The 20871-nt window shown below is 65.5% G+C and carries 22 protein-coding genes; 6 read left to right on the top strand and 16 right to left on the bottom strand.

What is annotated here, in order from left to right; all coding sequences use genetic code 11:
• Positions 1–495: 495 nt before the first annotated feature.
• From EU800_RS04310 to EU800_RS04325, 4 genes are read right to left on the bottom strand one after another with little or no spacing between them, the layout of a single operon-like run.
• Positions 496–1479: an ABC transporter substrate-binding protein gene (locus EU800_RS04310; RefSeq protein ID WP_129628923.1), complete on the bottom strand. Its 984-nt coding sequence runs from the start codon at positions 1477–1479 to the stop codon at positions 496–498.
• A 29-nt stretch (positions 1480–1508) separates the two neighbouring features.
• Positions 1509–2321: an ABC transporter permease gene (locus tag EU800_RS04315; protein ID WP_242500410.1), complete on the bottom strand. Its 813-nt coding sequence runs from the start codon at positions 2319–2321 to the stop codon at positions 1509–1511.
• A gap of 41 nt (positions 2322–2362) precedes the next feature.
• Entirely contained in the window at positions 2363–3349 is a 987-nt protein-coding gene (locus EU800_RS04320) for an ABC transporter permease (protein ID WP_129628925.1), read from the bottom strand.
• A gap of 8 nt (positions 3350–3357) precedes the next feature.
• A complete protein-coding gene (locus EU800_RS04325) occupies positions 3358–4182 on the bottom strand; it encodes an ABC transporter ATP-binding protein (RefSeq protein WP_129628927.1) in 825 nt (274 codons plus the stop codon).
• A gap of 13 nt (positions 4183–4195) precedes the next feature.
• Between EU800_RS04325 and EU800_RS27215 the strand changes: the two genes are divergently transcribed.
• Positions 4196–4603 carry a cupin domain-containing protein gene (locus tag EU800_RS27215; protein WP_129628929.1) on the top strand — a complete coding sequence of 136 codons (408 nt, stop codon included), beginning with the start codon at positions 4196–4198 and terminating at the stop codon, positions 4601–4603.
• An 8-nt stretch (positions 4604–4611) separates the two neighbouring features.
• Here EU800_RS27215 and hydA read toward each other — a convergent pair whose 3' ends face one another.
• Genes hydA through EU800_RS04355 form a run of 5 tightly spaced genes read right to left on the bottom strand, consistent with a single transcriptional unit; the run spans position 4612 to position 9857 of the window.
• Positions 4612–6063, bottom strand: coding sequence for a dihydropyrimidinase (gene hydA, locus EU800_RS04335; RefSeq protein ID WP_129628931.1), 1452 nt, complete (start codon positions 6061–6063; stop codon positions 4612–4614).
• A gap of 13 nt (positions 6064–6076) precedes the next feature.
• Complete coding sequence (locus tag EU800_RS04340; RefSeq protein WP_129628933.1) at positions 6077–6859, bottom strand: endo alpha-1,4 polygalactosaminidase; 783 nt, start codon at positions 6857–6859, stop codon at positions 6077–6079.
• Positions 6856–8106, bottom strand: a complete 1251-nt coding sequence (locus tag EU800_RS04345; protein WP_129628935.1) for a Zn-dependent hydrolase — start codon at positions 8104–8106, stop codon at positions 6856–6858. The genes EU800_RS04340 and EU800_RS04345 overlap by 4 nt, the downstream gene beginning before the upstream one ends.
• Positions 8107–8109: 3 nt before the next feature.
• The gene (locus EU800_RS04350; protein ID WP_129628937.1) at positions 8110–8520 is read right to left on the bottom strand and encodes an ACT domain-containing protein; all 411 of its coding nucleotides are present in this window, start codon (positions 8518–8520) and stop codon (positions 8110–8112) included.
• Positions 8521–8531: 11 nt separating this feature from the next.
• Positions 8532–9857 (bottom strand): aspartate aminotransferase family protein, encoded by a 1326-nt coding sequence (locus tag EU800_RS04355; protein ID WP_129628939.1) that lies wholly within the window; start codon positions 9855–9857, stop codon positions 8532–8534.
• A 181-nt stretch (positions 9858–10038) separates the two neighbouring features.
• On the opposite strand from EU800_RS04355, the gene EU800_RS04360 reads away from it, so the two are divergent.
• Positions 10039–10680: a TetR family transcriptional regulator C-terminal domain-containing protein gene (locus EU800_RS04360; RefSeq protein WP_129628942.1), complete on the top strand. Its 642-nt coding sequence runs from the start codon at positions 10039–10041 to the stop codon at positions 10678–10680.
• 97 nt (positions 10681–10777) lie between these two features.
• Here the strand turns inward: EU800_RS04360 and preA are convergent, their stop codons facing one another.
• The 3 genes from preA to EU800_RS04375 all read right to left on the bottom strand — a co-directional run bounded on the left by preA (position 10778) and on the right by EU800_RS04375 (position 14250).
• Entirely contained in the window at positions 10778–12085 is a 1308-nt protein-coding gene (gene preA / locus EU800_RS04365) for an NAD-dependent dihydropyrimidine dehydrogenase subunit PreA (RefSeq protein ID WP_129628944.1), read from the bottom strand.
• A gap of 10 nt (positions 12086–12095) precedes the next feature.
• A complete protein-coding gene (locus tag EU800_RS04370; RefSeq protein ID WP_129628946.1) occupies positions 12096–13457 on the bottom strand; it encodes an NAD(P)-dependent oxidoreductase in 1362 nt (453 codons plus the stop codon).
• 169 nt (positions 13458–13626) lie between these two features.
• Positions 13627–14250 carry a hypothetical protein gene (locus tag EU800_RS04375; protein ID WP_129628948.1) on the bottom strand — a complete coding sequence of 208 codons (624 nt, stop codon included), beginning with the start codon at positions 14248–14250 and terminating at the stop codon, positions 13627–13629.
• 234 nt (positions 14251–14484) lie between these two features.
• Between EU800_RS04375 and accB the strand changes: the two genes are divergently transcribed.
• The 3 genes from accB (at position 14485) to aat (ending at position 17039) form a co-directional block, all read left to right on the top strand.
• Positions 14485–14970, top strand: a complete 486-nt coding sequence (accB, locus tag EU800_RS04380; protein ID WP_129628950.1) for an acetyl-CoA carboxylase biotin carboxyl carrier protein — start codon at positions 14485–14487, stop codon at positions 14968–14970.
• Positions 14970–16316 (top strand): acetyl-CoA carboxylase biotin carboxylase subunit, encoded by a 1347-nt coding sequence (accC, locus tag EU800_RS04385; RefSeq protein ID WP_129628952.1) that lies wholly within the window; start codon positions 14970–14972, stop codon positions 16314–16316. Before accB ends, accC begins: the two co-directional genes overlap by 1 nt.
• Positions 16317–16403: 87 nt before the next feature.
• Complete coding sequence (aat, locus tag EU800_RS04390) at positions 16404–17039, top strand: leucyl/phenylalanyl-tRNA--protein transferase (protein WP_129628954.1); 636 nt, start codon at positions 16404–16406, stop codon at positions 17037–17039.
• Here aat and EU800_RS04395 read toward each other — a convergent pair.
• From EU800_RS04395 to EU800_RS04405, 3 genes are read right to left on the bottom strand one after another with little or no spacing between them, the layout of a single operon-like run.
• Complete coding sequence (locus EU800_RS04395; protein WP_129628956.1) at positions 17003–17383, bottom strand: DUF2155 domain-containing protein; 381 nt, start codon at positions 17381–17383, stop codon at positions 17003–17005. The two genes, aat and EU800_RS04395, sit on opposite strands and share 37 nt — an antisense overlap.
• Positions 17383–17832, bottom strand: coding sequence for an outer membrane lipid asymmetry maintenance protein MlaD (mlaD, locus tag EU800_RS04400; RefSeq protein ID WP_129628958.1), 450 nt, complete (start codon positions 17830–17832; stop codon positions 17383–17385). The genes EU800_RS04395 and mlaD overlap by 1 nt, the downstream gene beginning before the upstream one ends.
• A 57-nt stretch (positions 17833–17889) precedes the next feature.
• On the bottom strand, positions 17890–18276 hold the full coding sequence (locus tag EU800_RS04405) for an NADH:ubiquinone oxidoreductase subunit NDUFA12 (protein WP_129628960.1): 387 nt from the start codon (positions 18274–18276) through the stop codon (positions 17890–17892).
• 235 nt (positions 18277–18511) lie between these two features.
• Between EU800_RS04405 and EU800_RS04410 the strand changes: the two genes are divergently transcribed.
• On the top strand, positions 18512–20119 hold the full coding sequence (locus EU800_RS04410; protein WP_129628962.1) for a DUF1254 domain-containing protein: 1608 nt from the start codon (positions 18512–18514) through the stop codon (positions 20117–20119).
• Positions 20120–20200: 81 nt separating this feature from the next.
• Here the strand turns inward: EU800_RS04410 and EU800_RS04415 are convergent, their stop codons facing one another.
• The gene (locus EU800_RS04415; protein ID WP_129628964.1) at positions 20201–20584 is read right to left on the bottom strand and encodes a RidA family protein; all 384 of its coding nucleotides are present in this window, start codon (positions 20582–20584) and stop codon (positions 20201–20203) included.
• Between the last annotated feature and the right edge of the window lie 287 nt (positions 20585–20871).

Here is a 20871-nt window from a genome sequence, read left to right on the forward strand (position 1 = left end):
ATCATGTCGTTGATGAACTTGATCGAAACCCGGAAATGCGCCGCCGCAGACCGGTGCGTGTTGCCCTCCTCCACGAATGCGACAACGCGCTCCCGCAATTCCATAGGATGTGGCTTGCCCATTCCTATCCCCTATATCTGCCTCACAAACAGAGAACCATGGGCGCCACATCTTGGGAATCCTGAATCCGATCAGCTTGGGAACGCTCTAAGGGGCCCGTTTCCACCGAGCGAATTGCCGGAGCCGTGCCTGAGGAGGCGGAGACCACTGCGCCCGAGGCCGGGCCGGAGGATCTGCCCCAATCCGTTCAGGAGAGTTCCACCTCCGAGATGGTCCGGGACAGTTAGGCGCGAAGGACGGACGCGCTTCCACCATCGGGTATCGCCGGTCCACCCTTTGGAGTGGCCGTTGCCGCGCGCAAGAAAAGCGGCGCGGCCCTCCGGGACCGCGCCGCCAGATCGTGTCTCATACGGGGGCTCAGGTGCCCCCGCAGGCTCAGTTGAGCGCTTCGTCGGTGATCATATGGGTCCAGGCGCCCTCCGGCTCCTTGGTGATCACCGGGTCGGAGCCGCCGCCGAGCAGCGTCGCAACGGTGCGATCGTAGTCGGCCGGATCCAGCGCGCCGTTCGAACCGGCCGTGAGCTTGGCGATCTCGCCCATCATCCGCTTCTGGTGTTTCTCGGTCTGGGCGCCGGTCTCGTCATTGTCGAGCACGATCATTGCCGCCTCGTCCGGGTTTTCCTCGGCCCATTTCCAGCCCTTCATGGAGGCCGCCACAAACCGCTTCATCTTGTCGACGAATGCCGGATCCTCGAGGTTTTCCTCAAGAACATAGATCCCGTCCTCGAGCGTTGCCACGCCCATATCCTCATACTTGAAGGTAACAAGCTCCTCGGGCGTCACGCCCGCGTCGATCACCTGCCAGTACTCGTTATAGGTCATGGTCGAGATGCAATCGGCCTGGCGCTGCAGCAGCGGATCGACGTTGAAGCCCTGCTTGAGGACGGTCACGCCCTCTTCGCCACCATCGGTCGGGATGCCGAGCTTGCTCATCCAGCTCAGGAACGGATACTCGTTGCCGAAGAACCAGACGCCGATCGTGCGGCCCTTGAGATCCTCGGGCGTCTCGATCCCGGTGTCCTTCCAGCAGGTCAGCATCATGCCGGACGACTTGAAGGGCTGGGCGATGTTCACGAGCGGCAATCCTTTCTCGCGCGACGCGAGCGCCGAGGGCATCCAGTCGAGCACCACGTCGGCGCCGCCACCGGCGATCACCTGAGCCGGTGCGATGTCCGGGCCGCCCGGCTTGATCGTCACGTCGAGCCCGACTTCGTCGTAGAAGCCCTTGTCCTCGGCCACGTAATAGCCCGCGAACTGCGCCTGGGTGACCCATTTGAGCTGGAGCGTGACCTCGTCGGCGGCCTGGGCGGCCGTGGCGAGGGCGAGCGCGGAGACAGCGCCGGCAAGAAATGTCTTCATGGTTGGTCCTCTCTGTTGATCTTCTCTGTTTATCGGCCCCGCCTTTGCGACGGATGCCAGAAGGTGACACGCCGCTCGATCAGCGCGACGATACCGTAAAAGGCCGAGCCCGCGATTGCAGCGACGAGTATCTCGGCCCAGACCATATCGAGCGCGAGCCGCCCGACCTCGGTTGAAATGCGAAATCCCATGCCCCTGATCGGCGAGCCAAAGAATTCGGCCACGATTGCACCGATCAGCGCAAGAGTTGTCGCGATTTTGAGCCCGTTGAAGATGAAGGGCATGGCCGCCGGCAGGCGCAGCTTGAAGAGCGATTGCCAGTAGGAGGCGGCATAGGTCTGCATCAGGTCGCGTTGCATCCGGTCGGTGGCGCGCAGCCCCTCGACGGTGTTCACCAGGATCGGGAAGAACACCATGACGACGACCACCGCCGCCTTCGACTGCCAGTCGAAGCCGAACCACATCACCAAGATCGGCGCGATGCCGACGATGGGAAGCGCGGCCATGAAATTGCCCACCGGCAGCAACCCGCGTCGCAGGAAATCGCTGGCATCGGCGACGAGAGCCACCAGGAAGGCCGCGGCCGCCCCGATGATGTATCCCGAGAGCGCGCCCTTGACGAAGGTCTGCACGAAATCGAGCCAGAGGATGTCCGTGCTGGCGGTAAAGGCCGCCCAGATCGCCGAAGGCGCGGGCAGGATCACCCCGGGCACGCCCATCCCCTGAACGATCCCTTCCCAGAAGAGCAGCAGGCCGATGCCGAAGACTGTTGGCACGAAGAGCCGGCTGATCGGCTGGTCCCGTCCGTCGGAATTGGCGACCTGCAGGTTGACATAGGAGATCGCGACGAGCGCCGTGCCGGCGCCGATGAGCCAGTTCCAGTTCACGACGCCATCCCCATCTTCTTCAGCACCGCACGCTGGATCAGTCCGATCAAGCCGACAAGCACCGCGGCGAGAATGGCGGCGGCGAAGAGCGCCGACCAGATCTGCACCGTCTGCCCGTAATAGCTGCCGGCCAGCAGCCGCGCACCGAGCCCGCGCACCGCCCCGGTCGGCATCTCGCCGACGATCGCGCCGACCAGCGCAGCGGCCATGCCGATCTTCATCGAGGTGAAGAAATACGGCATCGAGGAGGGCATCCGCAGTTTCCAGAAGGTCTCTGCCTGCGAGGCGTTATAGGTCGCCAGCAGGTCGAGCTGCATCGCTCCGGGCGAGCGAAGCCCCTTCACCATGCCGACCGCGACCGGGAAGAAGCTCAGATAGGCCGAGATCAGCGCCTTGGGCAGAATGCCGGTCACGCCCACCGAGTTGAGCACCACGATGATCATCGGCGCGACGGCGAGGATCGGGATAGTCTGGCTGGCGATGGCCCAGGGCATCACCGCCATGTTCATCACCCGGCTGTGGACGATGCCGATGGCGAGGCCGACTCCGGCCACAGTGCCGATGAGGAAGCCGAGGACGGTCGAGGAGAGCGTCACCCAGGCGTGGTAGAGCAGGCTGCGCTTGGAGAAACCGCGTCCCGTTAGCACCATCTCGCCGGTGGTCTTCCAGAGTTCCATGCCGACCTGGTGCGGGGCCGGCAGCCGCGGCCGTTCCTGGCTGAAGACGTCGGGCACGATTTCGGTGTTGGCCAGCGCCAGCCCGATCCCGCCCATGTCGCGCCGCTCGGCCGCGCCGGCAGGCGTGACGACGGCGCCGGCCCGCTCGGCGTCGGTCAGCGCGGTATGGATGTTCATCGGGATGCAGGCGAGATACCAGAGCCCGATGATCGCCGCGACGACGGCAACGACGGGCAGGACCGCGTCCGATACGGCGCGGACACCGGCACCGAGACCAGATGGCTTGGCTATCGTCGCGTCAGTCATGGCACGCCTCAATCGTCATAGGCATGCCCCGCCCGCAGCCCCTCGCGCACGCGGTGCGCGATGGCGAGGAACTCCGGCGTGTCGCGGATGTCGAGCGGGCGTTCGAGCGGCAGCGTGCTCTCGATCACGTCAGTGATCCGGCCCGGCCGCGGCGACATCACCACGATCCGGGTCGAGAGATAGACCGCTTCCGGGATCGAATGGGTGACGAAGCCGATGGTCTTGCCCGTCCTCTCCCAGAGCGCGAGGAGTTGCTCGTTGAGATGGTCGCGCACGATCTCGTCGAGCGCCCCGAAGGGCTCGTCCATCAACAGGATGTCGGCGTCGAAGGCCAGCGCCCGGGCGATCGAGGCGCGTTGCTGCATGCCGCCCGAAAGCTGCCAAGGGAACTTCTCGCCGAACCCCTCGAGATCGACGAGCTTCAGCACTCGTGCGACGTGCTCTTCCTGACTCTCCTTCGAATATCCCATGATTTCAAGCGGTAGCTTGATGTTCTTCGCAATCGTCCGCCACGGGTACAGCCCCGCCGCCTGGAAGACATAGCCATAAGCGCGGGCGCGCCGGGCCTCGTCGGGGCTCATGCCGTTGACGCTGATCGTCCCGCCGGTCGGATGTTCCAGCGCGGCGACCACCCGCAGGAACGTGGTCTTGCCACAGCCCGAGGGACCGATGAAGGAGACGAAATCGCCCCGGTTGATCGTCAGGTTGACGTCGCGCAGCGCCTGCACCGGGCCGTCATTGGTCTGGAAGGTGAGATCCAGACTGTCTGCAACGATCACGCTTGACTCGGAGACGACCTGCGCCGCTCCATTGGCGGCAATGTCACTTTCCATGAAGGATCACCCTATGTCGTCCTCGCCCCAATGCCGCTGTCTTCGCACCGGAAGCACCTATTCCGGCAAGCAGGGTTTCGACTATTTCGAAGGCATTTCTCGCGAGACCACCGGCGCGCAGGCGATCTGCATGCACCTGCTGGAGATTCCTCCCGGTGTGCGCGCCAAGGCGCATCTTCACGAAGCCCACGAGACGGCGATCTACGTGACCGAGGGCGCGGCGAAGATGTATTGGGGCGAAAAGCTCGAAGAACTCATGGAGATGTCGAAGGGCGACATGATCCACATTCCTGCCGGTGTCCCGCACCTGCCCTTCAACCCCTACGAAACCTCGGCCTGGGCGGTGATCGCCCGCACCGATCCGCATGAGCAGGAATCCGTCGTCCTTCGTCCCGATCTCGAGAGCCTGGTCCCGGAATAGCCCCACGCTCAGACCCCGCTCGCCGGAATGCCCGTGCGCTCCACGGGACGCGGCGCGGTGAGTTCCTTCCAGGTGCTGAGCGCCTTGTTGACGGTGCCGTTCGGTTCGCGGCCGACGAACTGCCCATGCCCGGGCTCGTTTTTCATCTCGCCATCGACCACCGCGACCTGGCCCCGGGTCAGCGTGTAGCGCGGCAGACCCTTCACAACTTTGCCCTCGAAGACATTGTAATCAATGGCGGATTGCTGGTTGGACGCAGTGATAGTCTTGGTCTTTTCCGGGTCCCAGACCACGATATCGGCATCCGCGCCGACGAGGATCGCACCCTTCTTCGGGTAGCAATTGAGAATTTTCGCTATATTCGTTGAGGTTACGGCGACAAATTCATTCGGCGTCAGGCGCCCGGTGCCCACCCCGTGGGTCCAGAGCATCGGCATCCGGTCCTCGAGCCCGCCGGTGCCGTTCGGGATCTTGGTGAAATCGCCGACGCCGAAGCGTTTCTGCTCGGTGGTAAAAGCGCAGTGGTCGGTTGCCACGACCGAGAGCGAGCCTGATTGCAGCCCGGCCCAGAGGCTGTCCTGATGCTTCTTGTTGCGGAAGGGCGGGCTCATCACGCGGCGCGCCGCATGGTCCCAGTCCTTTTCGAAATACTCGCTCTCATCCAGCGTCAGGTGCTGGATCAGCGGCTCGCCCCAGACACGCTTGCCCTGCATCCGGGCCCGCCGGATCGCCTCGTGGGCCTCCTCGCAGGAGGTGTGGACGACATAGAGCGGCACGCCGGCCATGTCGGCGATCATGATCGCCCGGTTCGTGGCCTCGCCCTCGACCTGAGATGGGCGGGAATAGGCATGCGCCTCCGGCCCGGTATTGCCCTCGGCCAGCAGCCTGGCGGACAGCTCGGCCACCACGTCGCCGTTCTCGGCATGCACGAGCGGGATCGCGCCCAGGGCGGCGCAGCGCTGGAAGGACGCGAAGAGCTCGTCGTCATTGACCATGAGCGCGCCCTTGTAGGCCAGGAAATGCTTGAAGGTGGTGATGCCGCGCTTCACCACGTCTTCCATCTCGTTGAAGACCTGCTCGCCCCACCATGTGATCGCCATGTGGAAGGAATAGTCGCAGGACGCGCGGGTCGACTTGTTGTCCCACATCTTGAGCGCGTCGAGCAGGCCCTGCTGCGGGCTCGGCAGCGCGAAATCGACCACCATCGTGGTTCCGCCGGCAAGTGCCGCGCGGGTGCCGCTTTCGAAATCGTCGCTCGAATAGGTGCCCATGAAGGGCATCTCGAGATGGGTATGCGGGTCGATCCCGCCGGGCATCACGTAGCAGCCGGTCGCGTCCAGCACCTCGTCGCCGACGAGCCCCTCGCCGATCGCCGCGATCTTGCCGTCCTCGATCAGCACATCCGCCTTGTAGGTCAGGTCGGCGGTGACGATGGTTCCGTTTTTGATGATGGTGCTCATGTCGTCCTCTCTTTCAGCAGGCCCGGCCGCCCGCGGTCAGATCCCAGTCCTTGAAGATGAAGTGAATGCCCGTCTGTTCACCATAGGTGCAGATGATCTTCTGCTCCGGAGGCGGGGTGGCATATTCGCAGGCCAGCACGTCCTTGCCGGCCTCCAGATAGGGTTTGGCAAGGTCGCAGAAGCCATATTCGTGGCAGCTCTCCAGCACGAGGAAATCGAACTCCGTCGCCAAGACCCCGATGAGTTCGGGCGCATTCTTCTGGGCGATCTCCAGCCCGAGGCTCCGCGCCATGGCTGCCAGTTCGCGCAGGTAGGCAACCTGTTCCCTGGCGGTGATGCCAAAGCCGGTGTCGAGCTGGTAGAGGTCCACGTTGTCCGGCTCGATCGCGTCGAAGCCGAGCGCCTTGCATTTCTGGAACCGCGCCCGCATCAGCGGCAGCAATACGTCCCGCCGGCGAATGTCGAGAAAGCGTTCGTCGGGCCAGTCCCCATAGGTCTTGCCGACGATCCCGGCGGGAAAGGCCGCGACGTCCGCACGATAGTCTTCCAGCGTTCCGACCGACACGTAACAGACGGTCTTGATGCCACGCGCCTTGAGGCGGGCGATATCGGCCTTCGTAACGCTGTCGGGGTCGAGGTCGATCACCCTGACGTCGACCCCGAGGTCGAAGGGCTCTGTCAGCTGCCAATCCCAATAGGCACCGACTCCGGGGATGTCGTGCGGCCCGGCAAGCGCAGCGAGCGGCGGCAGGAGCGCCACCGCCAGCCCGAATGCACAGCCGAGCCCGCGGATCATTCCACGATCTCCGCCGTCTCCAGCACCGCGTGGAACAGAACGTTGGCCCCGGCCTCGGCCCAGGCGGGGCTGATCTCCTCGGCCTCGTTATGCGACAGCCCGTCGACGCAGGGGCACATGATCATCGAGGTCGGTGCCACGTCGTTGATCCAGCAGGCGTCGTGCCCGGCCCCCGAGACGATGTCGATATGGCTGTAGCCGAGCCGTTCGGCGGCAGCGCGCACCGCGGCGACACAGCCTTCGTCGAAGGCGGGCGGGTCGAAACTGCCCACCACCTCGCTCTCGAACGTGACCCCGATCTCCTCGCAGAGCTTCGGAGCCTTCTCGTAGAACTCGGCCAGCATCGCCTCGATGATCTCGGGGATGTGCGAGCGGAAATCGACGGTGAAGACGACCTTGCCGGGGATGATGTTGCGCGAATTGGGGTAGACGTCGATATGGCCGATGGCGCCGACGGCGTTCGGCTGGTGCTTCATGGCGATCTCGTGGACGAGTTCGGTCACGCGCGCGAGCCCCCGGCCCGCATTGATCCGCATCGGCATCGGCGTCGAGCCGGTATGGCTCTCCTTGCCGGTCACCGTGCATTCGATCCAGCGCAGCCCCTGCCCGTGCGTCACCACGCCGATATCCTTGCCCTCGGCCTCGAGGATCGGCCCCTGCTCGATATGCAGTTCGAACAGCGCGTGGATCTTGCGCGCGCCGACCTCTTCCTCGCCGTTCCAGCCGATCCGTTTCAGCTCGTCGCCGAAGCGCTTGCCCTCGGCATCCACCCGGTCATAGGCCCAGTCGAGCTCGTGCTTTCCGGCGAAGACGCCCGAAGCGAGCATCGCCGGGGCAAAGCGCGTGCCCTCCTCGTTGGTCCAGTTGACCACCACGATCGGGTGCTTCGTCTTGATGCCCAGATCGTTCATCGAGCGCACCGCCTCGAGCGCGCCGAGCACGCCGAGCACGCCGTCATACTTGCCGCCCGTCGGCTGGGTATCGAGATGCGAGCCGGCATAGACGGGAAGCGCATCGGGGTCCGTGCCCTCGCGATAGGCGAACATGTTGCCCATCTTATCGACGCCCATGCTCATGCCCGCGTCTTCGCACCATTTCTGGAACAGCGCCCGACCCTCGGCATCGGCATCGGTCAGGGTCTGGCGATTGTTGCCGCCGGCCACGCCCGGGCCGATCTTCGCCATTTCCATGAGGCTGTCCCAGAGCCGGGTGCCGTTGATCTTCAGGTTTTCGCCGGGGGCTGCCATGTCCTAGTCCTTTTCTGTCCCCGCCCCGGCCGCCCGGCTGAACCGCAGGAGCGCATCGCATGCAAACTCGGCCAGGTGTTCGGGAACGAAGATGTGGTCATGATGATTTGCGGCGACGAGGTTGACGGGGATTTCCCGCGCCGCGAGTTCCGAGGTTACCGCCGCGCTGAGGCCGACGCCGTCGAGCGCGGAATGCACCTCGAGGGTGATCTGGCGAAAGGCGTCCCGGTCCTCCGGTCTGGCCTCGAGGATCAGCGAGAGGCCCTCCGCCTCGCGGAAGCTGGCCTGCGCAAGCGGCAGGAGCCGCGCCGCCTCGTCCGGATCGGATATCGTGCGGAAGACGAAGCGTCCCGGCAGAAGCTTTGGCGCCATCTGCCGGATCATCTCCTGTCCGTCCCGCACGCGAGATGTCATCGCCGCGCCGCTCAATCGAGACCGGTCAACACGTCGCGCAACGTGCCGAAGAGCTGGTCGATATGGCCTTTCTCGATGATGAGCGGCGGCGACAGGGCGATGATATCGCCCGTCGTGCGGATCAGGCAGCCCTTGTCGAAGGCATCGAGGAAGGCTTGGAAGGCGCGGCGGGTGGGGGCGCCGGCGATCGGCTCGAGCTCGATTGCGCCGATCAGGCCCATGTTGCGGATGTCGATCACATGCGGGCAGTCGGAGAGCGAATGCAGCGCGTCCTCCCAATAGGGCGCAAGCTCCGCGGCGCGCTCGAAAAGGCCCTCCTCGCGATAGGTCGCGAGCGTGGCGAGGCCCGCGGCGGAGGCGATCGGGTTGCCCGAATAAGTGTAGCCGTGGAACAGCTCGATCATGTGCTCCGGCCCGGTCATGAAGGCGTCGTGGATTTCGCTCGTTGCCAGCACCGCGCCCATCGGGATGACGCCGTTGGTCAGCCCCTTGGCGCAGGTGATCAGATCCGGCATCACCCCGAAATGCTCGGCGGCGAAGGAGGAGCCGAGCCGGCCGAAACCGGTGATGACCTCGTCGAAGATGAGCAGGATGCCGTGCTTGGTGCAGATCTCCCGCAGCCGCTCCAGGTATCCCTTCGGCGGCAGCAGGACGCCGGTGGAGCCCGCCATCGGCTCGACGATCACCGCCGCGATTGTCTCCGGCCCATGCAGCGCGCAGATCTTCTCCAGCTCGTCGGCGAGCTGCGCGCCGTGCTCCGGCTGGCCGCGCGTCATCGCGTTCTCCGGCAGGTGGGTCGCCGGCAGATGGTCGACTCCCGTCAACAATGTGCCAAAGAACTTCCGATTGTTCACGATTCCGCCGACCGAGATGCCGCCGAAATTCACCCCGTGATAGCCGCGCTCGCGACCGATCAGGCGGGTGCGCTGCCCCTCGCCGCGGGCGCGGTGATAGGCTAGCGCGATCTTGAGCGCGGTCTCGACCGATTCCGAGCCGGAGTTGGTGAAGAAGACATGGTCAAAGGGCTCCGGCGCCATGTCACGCAGGGCGCTGGCAAGCTCGAAGGCTTTCGGATGGCCCATCTGGAAGGCCGGCGCATAGTCGAGCTCGCCAGCCTGGGCGCGGATTGCCTCGACGATTTTGGGCCTATTGTGGCCGGCATTGCAGCACCACAGGCCCGCCGTGCCGTCGAGCACGTCGCGCCCGTCATCTGTCTTGTAGAACATCCCGTCCGCGGAGACGAACATCCGCGGCTTCGACTTGAACTGCCGGTTCGCCGTGAAGGGCATCCAGAAAGCCGAAAGATCATTGGGTGCGGGTTTGCGGTCGAGCGCCATGTCGGGTCCCCTGTTGGCTCCCGACTCTCGCGCGGTCGGGTCGCGTGGCAATAGGTTTGACCAATTGGTCAGGATCACGCTACCACGAGGTCGAAACCAGTCAAGCGACTGGTCGAATTCCGTGCACTCGCCCGATGGGACCGCAGGAATCCGGCCGTGTCGATGAAGAATCGAGCGAATTATGGACAGTGGTCAATTCCCTTCCGACAAGCCCGAAACGCGAATCCAGAAACGCAACCGCGAGGCGATCCTGGAAGCGGCGCTGGACGTGTTTTCGGCCCGCGGTTTCCGCGGCGCCACGGTGGACCAGATCGCCCGCGAAGCCGGGCTCTCCAAGCCCAACCTGCTCTATTACTTCCCCTCGAAGGAGGCGATCCACGTCGCGCTGCTGACCGGCCTGCTCGACAGCTGGCTCGCTCCCCTGCGCGCACTCGATCCTGGCGGGGAACCGATCGACGAGATCCTCCGCTATGTCCGGCGCAAGCTGGAGATGAGCCGCCAGATGCCGCGTGAGAGCCGGCTCTTCGCCAATGATATCCTGCAGGGCGGCCCGCATCTCGCGGACCTGCTGACCGGAGTGCTGAAGCCTCTGGTTGACGAGAAGGCGGCGGTGATCCGCGACTGGGTCGCGGCGGAGCGGATCGCGCCGGTCCATCCCTATCACCTGATCTTCTCGATCTGGGCGCAGACACAGCACTATGCCGATTTCGACATGCAGGTGCGTGCGCTGCTGCCGGCGGGCGAAAACGACCCCTTCCCGGAAGCGGAGCAGCATCTCGTGTCGCTCTTCACGCGGACCCTGAAGCCTGCGGCGGCGGTCTAACCGCCACCGCCAGCGACACAATCGGAAAAGGTCGCAGTGACGCCCCGGTGGTGTTCAGGCGCGCGCCGGTCCGGAACCGGCGCCCGCTCTGCCCCGCCTATTCCGCAGCGCAGCTTGCGCCAGGATTGTTCGGATGGGTCGTCCAGTTGCCGTATTCCTCCGGAACCGTCTCGCCCGTCCGCTTGTCCGTCTCGCCCGGCGCGAGCGTCCGCATGGTGATACAGCCCTCGACCGGACAGGTGTTGATGCAGAGATTGCAGGCCACGCATTCCGACTCGTCCACCTCGAAGACCCGGCCTTCCTTCATCAGGATCGCCTGGTGCGAGGTGTCCTCGCAGGCGGCGAAGCAGCGGCCGCACTTGATGCAGGCCTCCTGGTCGATCACCGCCTTGGTAATGTAGTTGAGGTTGAGGAACTGCCAGTCGGTGACATTCGGCACCGCCTTGCCGACGAAGTCCGCCGTGGAACTGTAGCCTTTCTCGTCCATCCAGGCCGAGAGCCCGGCGATCATCTCGGTGACGATCCGGAAGCCATAGGTCATCACCGCGGTGCAGACCTGCACATTGCCGGCCCCGAGCGCCATGAACTCGGCCGCGTCGCGCCAGGTCGTGACGCCACCGATGCCGGAGATCGGCAGGCCCGCCGTCTCCGCATTCCGCGCGATCTCCGCCACCATGTTCAGCGCAATGGGTTTCACCGCCGGGCCGCAATAGCCGCCATGGGTGCCCTTGCCATCGATCATCGGTTCCGGGCACATCGCATCGAGATCGACCGAGGTGATCGAGTTGACGGTGTTGATCAGCGAGACCGCATCCGCGCCGCCCCGCCTGGCCGCTTCCGCCGGGTAGACGATATTGGTGATGTTCGGCGTCAGCTTCACGATCACCGGCATGCGGGTGTTCTGCTTGCACCAGCGGGTGACCATCTCGATATATTCGGGCACCTGCCCCACAGCCGAACCCATGCCGCGCTCGGCCATGCCATGCGGACAGCCGAAATTGAGCTCGACGCCATCGGCCCCGGTCTCCTCGACCACCGGCAGGATCGCCTTCCAGGCCTCCTCCTCGCAGGGCACCATCAACGAGACAACCACCGCGCGATCCGGGTAGTCGCGCTTTACTGCCTTGATTTCGCGCAGGTTCTGCTGAAGCGGCCGGTCGGTGATGAGCTCGATATTATTCATCCCGATCATCCGCCGATCCGGGCCGAAGATGGCGCCGTAGCGCGGCCCGTTCACGTTGACGACCGGCGGCCCTTCGGCGCCAAGCGTTTTCCAGACGACGCCGCCCCAGCCGGCCTCGAAGGCGCGGCGGACATTGTATTCCTTGTCGGTCGGCGGCGCGGAGGCGAGCCAGAACGGGTTGGGCGATTTGATGCCGACGAAATCGTTCGCGAGATTTGCCATTGTCTCTCCCCTATTCGGCCGCCACGGCGTCTGCGCCGGCAAGCACCGCATGGATGTCCTCGGCCGCGTCGCGCCCCTGCGCCACCGCCGTCACGGTCAGGTCGTCGCCGCCGGTGGCGCAATCACCGCCGGCCCAGACTCCCTTGAGCGAGGTCCGCCCCGCGCCCTCGACCTTGATCTTGCCTTCCGTCGTCTCCAGCACGCCGGGCACGCCCTTGAGGCTCTGTCCGATCGCCTTGAACACCTGGTCGGCCTTGAGGGTGAAGGTTTCCTCGGAGAGTTTCAGGCCGGCCGGGCCGTCCTCGGTATAGGCAAAGGTGACCGAGGAGACGGTCTCGCCGTCCTCGCTCTCGAAGGCCACCGGCTGCGCGTTGAGCACAATCTTGACGCCCTTGGCGGTCGCCAGCTCCTGCTCGAAGGTCGAGGCCGAGAGCTGGTTGCTGCCACGGCGGTAGACCATGGTCACGTGCTCCGCGCCGAGCAGTTTCGACTGGATCGCCGCGTCGACCGCGGTCATGCCGCCGCCGATCACAACCACGTCGCGGCCGACGGGGATGGTCGACAGGTCCTCGGCCTGCCGCAGTTCGGCGATGAAATCCACCGCGTCGCGGACATGGGCGTGTTCCTCGCCCTCGGTTCGGAGCGCGTTGACCCCGGCCAGTCCCATGCCGAGAAAGACCGCGTCGAACTCCGCCTGCAGATCCTCGAGCAGCAGCCCTTCGCCCAGAACCTGATTGTAGCGGATCTCGATGCCGCCGATCTTGAGCAGCCACGCGACCTCGGCCGCGGCGAAAGAATCGGGCGCCTTGTAGGCCGCGATGCCGAACTCGTTGAGCCCGCCCGGTTTCTGCCGCGCGTCGAAGATCACGACATCATGGCCGTGCATCGCCAGCCGGTGCGCACAGGCCAGCCCGGCCGGCCCCGCGCCGACCACTGCGACGCGCCGCCCGGTTGCACCGCCACGCGTGTAGGGGTGGATGCCCTGCTCCATCATGTGGTCGGTCGCATAGCGCTGCAACTGCCCGATTTCGACCGGGTTGCCCTCGGCCGTCTGGCGCACACAGGCCTCCTCGCAGAGCGTCTCGGTCGGGCAGACGCGGGCGCACATGCCGCCGAGGATGTTCTGCGCGAAGATCGTCCGCGCCGCGTTGTCCGGATCGCCCGACTGGATCTGGCGAATGAACATCGGGATGTCGATCTCGGTCGGACAGGCCGCCGTGCAGGGCGCGTCATGGCAGAAATAGCATCGGTCGGCGGCCACGGCGGCTTCATGCGCGTCGAGTGGCGGATGCAGATCATCGAAATTGCGGCGATAGCTGGCCTGGTCGAGCCGTCCGGCAACGACACCCGGCGTCCTCTGGCTGTTTTGCATGCGCAAACCCCTGCTGGAGACCTGTCTTATCCGAACGAGGCTGACACGAGACTGATTTTTTATCAAACGGTAAATTTTCTCCTCGGCGACGCGCGCCGGCCTCCGCCCGACTTTTCACCGGTCCTGCCGAAAACGCGGGCATCGCGCGAGCGCCCAAGGGGCGCAAGCGTCAGAGCGAACGCAGGAGCGCCGCGCCGCTGTCAAGCGCCTGGGCAATCTGTACCAGGCTCTCGCCGCCCGGCCGCGACCGCGAGGGCGAACGCAGCAGCTGAGACTGCGCCTGCGCGACGAGATCCGCGCCCCTGTCTCCCGCGGCAGACAGCCGGCCGGTCGCAACCGGAACGATCGCGCGGGTTGTCGTCGCCCGGCCGCCCGCCGTCGAAAGGCGCGCCGACGGCGCCGAGCTGCTCTTGTTGCGCTTCGCGAGGGTTTCGAGTTCCCCCGCGGCGCCGCGGAGCGCCGCCCGCACATCGGCATAGTCGCCCGTGCCGGGAAGCCGCCGCTGTACCTCCCAATACTGGTAGGCGAGGCAATCGAGCACATATTCCCGCTGCGCAAGTTGCTGGCAGAACGCCGTGCCCTGCCGCAGCGCGGACAGGATCGTTTTCGTGGTGCCCGCGTTGAACGCCGTTCCGGGCGCGACGTGCGCAAGCTCCACGATGGAGGCCGCACCGGAGCGCGCCGCGTTCGAACCGCCACGATCGTTGGAATAGCCGCGCTCCGCCAACGCCGGCGAGACGACCGCGACAAGCCAGGCGGCAAGGAGCAGCAGGGGTCGCAAACGCGCGGGCATGGCGATGACTCCGAAAGCTTTGGGGATGACGCGGCGAAACCGCCGTCAGGATAGCGCAATCGCAGCACCGGGCAAGCGCCGTGCTGGGCGGTCCCGCCCGGGCAATGCTGCTGCGAGACGCACTGGAGGCCCAATTCGTCACAGCACGCGAGTCATTCGTCCTCTCTTTAACCTCCCCCGCGCTTCCGTTACATCAGGCACAGTTTTTGGAACCGGATGAAAGGCAGGGGTCACATGACCAGGACGAGTCAGGATGCGGATGTCGCCTTTATCGAGGCGCTCGCCGAATTGCTGCGGGAGAAGGATCTGACCGAGCTGGAAGTGATGCGCGAATATGGCGAGAGCGACAGCCTGAATGTCCGGGTAAGCCGCCAGGTCGCCGCGCTTCCCGCCGCCGCCCCGGCCCCGGCCGCTGTCCAGGCCGCACCCGCTCCGGTGGCTACGCCCGCTGCCGCGCCTGTGCCGGTCGAGGACCCCGCGCAGTTGCCCGGCGCGGTCACCTCGCCGATGGTCGGCACGGTCTATCTCTCGCCAGAACCGGGCGCCAGCGCCTTCGTCTCCGTCGGCGACGCCGTCACCGAGGGCCAGACGTTGCTGATCGTCGAAGCGATGAAGACGATGAACCAGATCCCCGCGCCAAGGGCCGGCACGGTCCGCCGCATCCTCGTCGAAGATGCGGCCCCGGTCGAATTCGGCGCCCCGTTGATGATCATCGAATGATGTTCCAGAAGATCCTGATCGCGAACCGGGGCGAGATCGCCCTGCGTGTCATCCGCGCCTGCGCCGAGATGGGCATCAAGTCCGTCGCGGTGCATTCCACCGCCGATGCCGACGCGATGCATGTGCGCCTCGCTGACGAGAGCGTCTGCATCGGTCCGCCGCCGTCGTCGCAGAGCTATCTGTCCTTTCCCGCCATCATCTCGGCCTGCGAGATCACCGGCGCCGAGGCGATCCACCCGGGCTACGGGTTCCTCTCGGAGAACGCGGCCTTCGTGCAGATCGTCGAGGATCACGGGCTGACCTTCATCGGCCCCAAGGCCGAGCACATTCGCATCATGGGCGACAAGATCACCGCCAAGGAGACGATGAAAGCGCTCGGCGTGCCGGTCGTGCCGGGGTCGGACGGCGGCGTGCCGGACATCGAGTCCGCAAAGACGGTGGCGGCCGAAATCGGCTATCCCGTCATCGTCAAGGCGACCGCCGGCGGCGGCGGGCGCGGAATGAAGCTCGCCCGGGTGCCCGAGGAGATGGACACCGCCTTCAGGACCGCCCGCGCCGAGGCCAAGGCCGCCTTCGGCAATGACGAGGTCTATATCGAAAAATATCTCGGCAAGCCGCGGCATATCGAGGTCCAGGTCTTCGGCGACGGCAAGGGCCACGCGGTCCATCTCGGCGAGCGGGACTGTTCGCTGCAGCGGCGCCACCAGAAGGTGCTGGAGGAGGCCCCCGGCCCGGTGATCACCGCCGAGATGCGGGAGCGGATCGGCCGGATCTGCGCCGATGCGGTGGCGCGGATCAACTATACCGGAGCCGGCACGATCGAGTTCCTCTACGAGGATGACGAGTTCTTCTTCATCGAGATGAACACGCGGCTGCAGGTCGAGCATCCGGTGACCGAGGCCGTGTTCGGCGTCGATCTCGTGCGCGAACAGATCCGCGTGGCGCAAGGCCAGACGCTCTCCTTCGCGCAGGAGGATCTCGAGGTGAACGGCCACGCGATCGAGGTGCGGATCAACGCCGAGAAGCTGCCGAACTTCACCCCCAGCCCCGGCAAGGTCGGCATGTATCACGCACCCGGCGGCCTCGGCGTGCGGATGGATTCGGCGCTCTATGGCGGCTATTCGATCCCGCCCTATTACGATTCGCTGATCGGCAAGCTTATCGTGCATGGCCGCGACCGGCCCGAGGCGCTCTCGCGCCTGGCCCGCGCGCTCGGCGAGGTGGTGATCGAGGGGATCGACACGACGCTGCCGCTGTTCGACGCCTTGCTGGCCGAACCGGCGATCCAGTCCGGCGAATACGACATCCACTGGCTTGAGAAGTGGCTGGCCGCCCATGGCGGCTGACAGGCTGAGACAGGCCGGCGTCCCAACTCCTCGCCGGGCGGCGACGTTCAGGTGCCACCGGCAGGGTGTGGGCGTCGCACCGGCGTGATGGAGATCACGCCGACGCTGCTGCTCAGGGCCTATGCCTCCGGCATCTTCCCGATGGCGGAGACGCGGGAGAGCGAAGAGATCTACTGGCTCGACCCGAAGGCGCGCGGAATCTTCCCGCTCGACGGCTTCCGCATTTCGCGCTCGCTCCGCCGCCGCATCCGGCAAGCGCCGTTCGAGGTCGCGGTGAACCGCGACTTCGCCGGCGTGGTTGCCGGCTGCGCCGACCGGCCGGAGACCTGGATCAACGACAGGATCTTTGCGCTCTACTCAGAGTTGCACCGGGCCGGCTTTGCCCATTCGCTTGAACTTCGAGAGGGCGAGGACCTGGTCGGCGGGGTCTATGGCGTGGCGCTCGGCGGCGCGTTCTTCGGCGAATCGATGTTCTCGCGCCGCCGGGATGCCTCGAAGATCGCTCTGGCCTATCTCGTCGACCGGCTGCGCCTCGGCGGCTTCCGCCTGTTCGACACGCAGTTCCTGACCGACCATCTGGCCAGCCTCGGCGCCATCGAGATCCCGCGCGCGGAATATCAGCGCCGGCTGCGCGCGGCGCTGGCGACCCGCGCCGATTTCCTCGCGCCCGGCCCCCTGCCCGACGCTCACTCGATGCTGCAGCGGAGCAGCCAGACGTCGTAGCGCGGGTGATCCAGCGCATTGAGCGCCGGCGACGAGGCGATCATCCAGCCGGAGAAGGAGACCTTGTCCAGGTCCGAGTCGCGAATCTCCAGCCATCCGAAGGCATCGGAGTTGGGGTTGTTGGTCGGGTAGCGGCAATCGCCGAGCACGATCGCGAGGCGGCCGACGACCTTTGTCTCGCCGCGGCCGATCCCGATGTCGGTGGTCTCGCCGGAGATCTTGTCGAGCACCCGGATCGTGGCGCTGCGGGCGCTGGTTGCCGGACGCGCGGTTTCCTGTTGGGCGATGACCGGGGCGGCCGCGAGACTCGCCAGGGCGAGAGCGAAGACCGCAGGCCGCCGCATCACTCGTCTCCGGATGAGGAGACGAACTTGGCAAGCAGGCCGAGCAGGCTCAGCGCGCCCTGGGTGTCCACGATCTCCTCGCCATCGGCCAGAACGAAGGGCGAGCCGCCGGGCACGAGTTCGACAAAGTTGCCGCCCAGCAGACCCTCGGAGGACACGGCGACCGAGCTGTCCTCGGGGATCGCGACCGGTGCGCCGATCGACATGGTGATCTCCGCGCGGAAAGTCTCGGGGTTGAGATCGAGCGCGCTGACCGAGCCGATCTTGATCCCGGCCATACGCACGTCGGTGCCGAGCGAGATGCCCTCGACCGACCGGAAGGAGGCCGTCAGGTCGTAGCTGTCCGAACTCGGCGCCATGCCGGAGCCCTGCCCGGCAAAAACCAGGAACCCGATCGCGACCGCCAGCGTCGCGCCGCCTGCGATGACCTCGCCGATATTCTCAGACATGCATTTCTCCGTCCCGCCTGCACGGGGCGCTGCGGCGCTCTGCGCGGGTCTTTCGGGTCATTCGGGGGCCCAGGCCTCGTAGTCGGAGCGCTCGACAGGGTCGGCTCGGCGGATCGAGCCCGCGGGCTTGTAGGACAGCTCCGGAATCGCCGAAACGTTCTCCAGGTGCGGCTTCTCCCAGGCCTTGTGGCGCAGCGGCGCCTGGCTCGGCGGCTCCGCGAATGTCTTGTGCAGCCAGCCATGCCAGTCCGGCGGGATCCGGCTCGCCTCCATTTCGCCGTTGAAAACGACCCAGCGTTTTGAATCGTCTTCATTGCGGTAGTAGACGTTGCCCTCGTCGTCCTCTCCCACCTTCTCGCCGTGGCGCGAGGTGAAAAGTTGCGTGCCGTAGGTCTGCCCGTCCCACCAGATGAGGGCCCGCAGAACCGAATTGAGGATGCCCATGATGCCTCCGGAATGGTCTTGGATCCCCGTATGGACCAAGTGGCGCGCGAGGTCCAGAGACAGCACGGCGCAGGGGTCCGTCCGCGGCGAACTGCGTTGACCGCGCCCGCCGACAGCCCGCGCGGCCGACCACCGAACTTTCCCGGCACGGGCGGCGCATCCGCTGTTGCGCCCTGCCCTCGAGTCTCTGCATAGTCGCGATGCTTTTCATTTCACCAACATTGGATTCACCCAAATGCCCAGATCCGCTTTCGCGCACGCGACCGCGCTCACCTTCCTGCTTTGCACCGCCGCGTCGGCAGATGTCTCCGCAGAAGCTCTCGCGACCATCACGACACCGGACACCGTCGAATCCAAAATCGGCACGTTGAACTTCAAGGACGGCGCGCCGAACGAGACGACCGCGAAGGCGGTCTATGACAACCTGGATTTCACCTATGCCTTCCGCGCCTTCACTGACACGTTCAAGGGTGTCAGCGTGCAGGCGGTTCTCGAGGGCTTCGAGGCGGCCGGCATCAAGGACGGCGAGATCCTGATCTTCTCCGAACTGATGGATTCCGAGTCGCTGTTCCTGACGGCCAATGCCGACACGGTTTACTACCTCGGCTTCGTCGACCTCTCCGACGGACCAGTTGTGGTTGAGACACCACCCGATGCACTCGGCACGTTTGACGATCACTGGTTCCGCTGGGTCAGCGATTTCGGCCGTCCGGGGCCGGATCGCGGCGAAGGGGGCAAATACCTTCTCGTGGGACCAGGATACGACGGGTTCCTCCCGGAGGACGGCTTCTATCTCTCGCATTCCCAAACCAACCAGGTGGTCATTCTCGGCCGCTCCTTCCTGACCGACAACGATCCCGCTCCCACCGTCAAGGTTATCAAGGATCACCTGAAGATCTATCCCTATGGGCCCGGCGGCGTCGGCATGTCGATCGCCCGCTATCTCGAAGGCGGGGTGCAACTCGGCCGCAATGCCGAGCCCAAGACACCGGTCTTCCACGAGGGCACAGGGCTCTCGATCAATACCATTCCGCCGAACGACTACACCTACTACGAGATGCTGGACCGCCTGGTGCAGAGCGAACCCGCTGCCGTGATGGACCCCGAATTGATGGGCCCCATCGCGGCGATCGGCATCAAGAAGGGCGAAAAGTTCGCGCCCCATGCGCGGATGAAGAGCATTCTTGAAGAAGCCGTCAAGGTCGCCAACGCCACGGGCCGCACCCTGAGCTTCGCTCCGCGCGACCCGGACTGGTATTGGTACGAGGGCTCGCACTGGTGGAACCCGCTATTCCTTGGCGGTTACAATTTCGAGACGCCTCTGCCCGAAATCACCAAGGACGGCGCCAAACCCTATCCGCCGACCGGCTACAAGCAGAACGATGCGCGCACCTCGTTCTTCTATGCCGCGACCGGGATCACTCCGGCGATGGCGATGCGCCTGACCGGCGTCGGCTCGCAGTACCTGTTCGGCACGCAGGACGCCAACGGCGACTGGTTTGATGGAGCCAAGACCTACAAGGTGACCTTGCCCAAGGGCATCCCGGCGGAGGCGTTCTGGTCCCTGACACTCTACGACAACCAGACCCGCTCGATGCTCAAGACGCCACAGAAGTATCCGCGTGCGGGAAGCCAGAAATACCCGTCTCCCGCGGCAGAGGCGGGCGAGGATGGCGCGACGACTGTCTGGTTTGCACCCGAACAACCCGAGGGCATTGCGCGGGGCAACTGGATCCAAACGGACCCGGAAAAGGGCTGGGTCGTTCTCTTGCGGCTCTACAGCCCGATGCCGGCCTTCTTCGACAAGTCCTGGCAGCCGAGCGAAATCGAGATCGTCGAATAGGAAGCACTGTCTCGCGGCGGAGACCGATAAGGCTCTCCGCCACGAGACGGAACAGTCCGCACTGCCGTCGATGCGGGCCGGTCAGCCGGGCAGCCGCGCCGTCACCTCTATCTCGATCTTCATCTCCGGCTCCTGCAATCCGGCGACCATCATTGTCGCCGCGGGGCGAGCCGTTGCGAAGGCCTCCCGCGTGGCCGGCCAGCAGGCGGGCCAGTCCGCCGGGTCGGGCAGGATGTAGCGCACGCGGACCACGTCATCGAGGCTGGCGCCGGCCTCCGCCAGTGCCGCGCCGATGGTGGACAGCGCGTTGGCGCACTGATCCTCTATTCGGGCGGGCATTGTCATGGTCGCATAGTCGTAGCCGGTGGTGCCGGCCACGAAGACCCAGCCGTCCGCGACAACCGCCCGCGAATAGCCGATCTCGCGCTCGAAGAGCGAGCCGGAGGTGATATGGCGATCTGGCATTTCGGGCTCCGCTGGCTGGATTCCGCGGCATCCTAATATCGCCGCGCCGAAGGTAAAGCCGCGGCGCCCGTCGGCGGATCGCTCCGCAGCTGTCATGTCCTGTCTTGTGACGCTTGTTTGACGATATCCGCGTCAGTCAACGCTCTGCGCAGGTGGCAGAGAGCTACGGAGTCCAGCAGCACGATCGCCCGGCGCTTCGACCGCACCCGAAACGACGAGAGGCGGCTCCGTGGAGCCGCCCCTCATCGCAATCTGTCAGGTCGTGGCCGGCACGAGGACCGAAAGCG

Source organism: Tropicimonas sp. IMCC6043, from assembly GCF_004146235.1.
Classification (GTDB): domain Bacteria; phylum Pseudomonadota; class Alphaproteobacteria; order Rhodobacterales; family Rhodobacteraceae; genus Tropicimonas.

Excerpts from the sequence above, each read along its gene's own strand:
- EU800_RS04310 (WP_129628923.1), bottom strand. The coding sequence starts at position 1,479 with ATGAAGACATTTCTTGCCGGCGCTGTCTCCGCGCTCGCCCTCGCCACG.
- EU800_RS04320 (WP_129628925.1), bottom strand. The coding sequence starts at position 3,349 with ATGACTGACGCGACGATAGCCAAGCCATCTGGTCTCGGTGCCGGTGTC.
- EU800_RS04325 (WP_129628927.1), bottom strand. The coding sequence starts at position 4,182 with ATGGAAAGTGACATTGCCGCCAATGGAGCGGCGCAGGTCGTCTCCGAG.
- EU800_RS27215 (WP_129628929.1), top strand. The coding sequence starts at position 4,196 with ATGTCGTCCTCGCCCCAATGCCGCTGTCTTCGCACCGGAAGCACCTAT.
- hydA (WP_129628931.1), bottom strand. The coding sequence starts at position 6,063 with ATGAGCACCATCATCAAAAACGGAACCATCGTCACCGCCGACCTGACC.
- EU800_RS04340 (WP_129628933.1), bottom strand. The coding sequence starts at position 6,859 with ATGATCCGCGGGCTCGGCTGTGCATTCGGGCTGGCGGTGGCGCTCCTG.
- EU800_RS04345 (WP_129628935.1), bottom strand. The coding sequence starts at position 8,106 with ATGGCAGCCCCCGGCGAAAACCTGAAGATCAACGGCACCCGGCTCTGG.
- EU800_RS04350 (WP_129628937.1), bottom strand. The coding sequence starts at position 8,520 with ATGACATCTCGCGTGCGGGACGGACAGGAGATGATCCGGCAGATGGCG.
- EU800_RS04355 (WP_129628939.1), bottom strand. The coding sequence starts at position 9,857 with ATGGCGCTCGACCGCAAACCCGCACCCAATGATCTTTCGGCTTTCTGG.
- EU800_RS04360 (WP_129628942.1), top strand. The coding sequence starts at position 10,039 with ATGGACAGTGGTCAATTCCCTTCCGACAAGCCCGAAACGCGAATCCAG.
- preA (WP_129628944.1), bottom strand. The coding sequence starts at position 12,085 with ATGGCAAATCTCGCGAACGATTTCGTCGGCATCAAATCGCCCAACCCG.
- EU800_RS04370 (WP_129628946.1), bottom strand. The coding sequence starts at position 13,457 with ATGCAAAACAGCCAGAGGACGCCGGGTGTCGTTGCCGGACGGCTCGAC.
- EU800_RS04375 (WP_129628948.1), bottom strand. The coding sequence starts at position 14,250 with ATGCCCGCGCGTTTGCGACCCCTGCTGCTCCTTGCCGCCTGGCTTGTC.
- accB (WP_129628950.1), top strand. The coding sequence starts at position 14,485 with ATGACCAGGACGAGTCAGGATGCGGATGTCGCCTTTATCGAGGCGCTC.
- accC (WP_129628952.1), top strand. The coding sequence starts at position 14,970 with ATGTTCCAGAAGATCCTGATCGCGAACCGGGGCGAGATCGCCCTGCGT.
- aat (WP_129628954.1), top strand. The coding sequence starts at position 16,404 with ATGGAGATCACGCCGACGCTGCTGCTCAGGGCCTATGCCTCCGGCATC.
- EU800_RS04395 (WP_129628956.1), bottom strand. The coding sequence starts at position 17,383 with ATGCGGCGGCCTGCGGTCTTCGCTCTCGCCCTGGCGAGTCTCGCGGCC.
- mlaD (WP_129628958.1), bottom strand. The coding sequence starts at position 17,832 with ATGTCTGAGAATATCGGCGAGGTCATCGCAGGCGGCGCGACGCTGGCG.
- EU800_RS04405 (WP_129628960.1), bottom strand. The coding sequence starts at position 18,276 with ATGGGCATCCTCAATTCGGTTCTGCGGGCCCTCATCTGGTGGGACGGG.
- EU800_RS04410 (WP_129628962.1), top strand. The coding sequence starts at position 18,512 with ATGCCCAGATCCGCTTTCGCGCACGCGACCGCGCTCACCTTCCTGCTT.
- EU800_RS04415 (WP_129628964.1), bottom strand. The coding sequence starts at position 20,584 with ATGCCAGATCGCCATATCACCTCCGGCTCGCTCTTCGAGCGCGAGATC.